Consider the following 1,998-nt stretch of genomic DNA (forward strand, 5'->3'; position numbering starts at 1 on the left):
AGCCGATTGATGGCGGCCTCGAGATCGAGCTCGCGGCGCGCGACCTGAAGCTTCTGGACGAGATCGGTGGTGCGAGTGGACAGCACGCGCCATCCGTTCTCGACCAGGGCGAGCCCGAGGGCTGCAGCCAAGTGACTCTTCCCGCCGCCGGGCGGGCCGAACAGCAGAAGATTGGCGCCCTTGCCGACCCAGCCGTCGCCGGCGGCGAGCGCGGTCACCTGCGCCTTGGAGACCATCGGCACGGTGTCGAAGTCGAACGTGCCGAGGGTCTTTCCGGGCGGCAGGCGGGCCTCGACGAGATGGCGCTCGATGCGACGGCGGGCCCGCTCGGCGATTTCGTGCTCGGCGATGGCGGCGAGGAAGCGCCCGGCCGGCCAGCCCTCCTTGTCGGATTGCTCGGCGAACTGCGGCCACAAGACCTTGATGGTGGGCAGCCGCAGCTCGTTGAGCAGAATGCCGAGGCGGGCGGCGTCGACGCAGCTCGTTCCCGTGCGGGTCGTGCTCATGCGGCGTCTCCCATCGCGGTGGTTCCGACCAGGCACTCGTAGGCGGCGAGCGAGGCGAGCTGCACGACGACCTGCGGCACGCAGGCGGGATCGGGAGCGAAGCGCGCCCGCAGTCGGTCGAGGTCGGGGACACGGGCGACGTCGAGATCGGCGATCAACTCCTCGGCGAGTTCGGCCTCGCAGCCGCGCTCGTGCGCCAAGGCGAGCAGCTCGACCATCAGGCGGCACGCCTTTTTGTCGGGCAGCTTCTCCCGCAACAGGTCGAAGGTTCGGCGATAGGCGTCACGCGGGAACAGCCGGTCCCGATAGACCAGGCCGAGCAGCGCCATCGGCTTGCGGCGCAGCGAGTGGATCACGTGCCGATAGTCGATCACCTGGCCGTACTTGCCGTCGGGGTGGGCCCGCCCGCGCGGCAGTGTCGTCAGCGGGTTCCGCCGACGAACACCTCGAGGCGGTCGTCGTAGAGGCGCACCCGCAGCCGGTGGCCGATCAAGCGCGACGGCACCGTGTAGAACACCTTGCGCAGCGTGAAGCCGCCCGACGAGGTGACATGGACCACCACCTCCTCGTAGTCCGAGGTGCGCCGCTCCGGCAGGGACTGCAAGGCGGCGCGCTCGCTGTCGATGCGCTTGGCGTTGCGGGCATTACGGCGGGCGACGATCTCGTCGACGAAGCCTCGATAGGCGGCGAGGTCGTCGAAGTCGGCGCTGCCGCGCAGCAGCAGCGCGTCGGCGATCGCCCGCTTCAGGTGGCCGTGCGACCCCTCGATGGCGCCGTTCTCGTGGGCGACCCCGGCATTGTTGCGGGTCGGCGTCATCCCGTAGTGAACGCACAGGTCCTCGTAGCGCCGGCTCAGGTCGTCCTTGGCCTCCTGGTCGAGGTTGCAGAAGGCGGCCGACAGGCTGTCGGTGCGATGCTCCGCCGGCACCCCGCCGAGCGACCACAGGGCGTTCTGCAGCCCTCGGCCAGCGCGACGAAGCTCTCGCCGCCGAGCACCACATGGGCGTGCTCGAACCCCGAATAAGCGAGCCGGAAGTGGTAGAGCCGATGCTCGAGCGGCGCTCCGGCGACCGTGACGCCGAACTCGCCCATGTCGGTGAAGTCGGACAGGCCGAGCCGGCCGGGCGCGTGGGTCTGGCGGAACACGACCTCCTGCTCCTCGCCGTGGACCGCCCGCCAGGCGCGGATCCGGCGTTCCAGAGTGCCCCGGACGCCGGCCCCGAGGTCGGGATGGCGCCGCAGCATCTCCTCGAACACGGCGACCGGACGGAGCCCCGGCGCAGCCTTCAGCATCGGCACCACCTCTGCCTCGAACAGGCCGCCCAACGGGTCCGGTCGGCGGCGGCCACGCGGTTCCTTCTTCTGCGACGGCAGCCGGGGATCGGCCTCGATCCGGTACGCCGTGGACGTGCTGAACGACGCCTTCGCGGCCGCGACGGCCAGCAAATCGGTTTGACGGAACTTCATGTAGAGCCTCATCTGATGATCGGTG

General features: G+C 70.1%; 1 protein-coding gene and 1 pseudogene. Both read right to left on the reverse strand.

All coding sequences use genetic code 11. The features are described 5' to 3' along the window. The coding region (locus tag ABTU92_RS27880; RefSeq protein WP_408094838.1) for an ATP-binding protein at positions 1-506 on the reverse strand (506 nt) is incomplete at its 3' end. Continuing rightward, positions 503-1,998, reverse strand: a pseudogene (gene istA, locus ABTU92_RS27885) (IS21 family transposase); the annotation flags it as partial. The pseudogene istA and the gene ABTU92_RS27880, both read right to left, overlap by 4 nt.

Source organism: Rhodoplanes sp. SY1, assembly GCF_046000175.1.
GTDB lineage: Bacteria > Pseudomonadota > Alphaproteobacteria > Rhizobiales > Xanthobacteraceae > Rhodoplanes.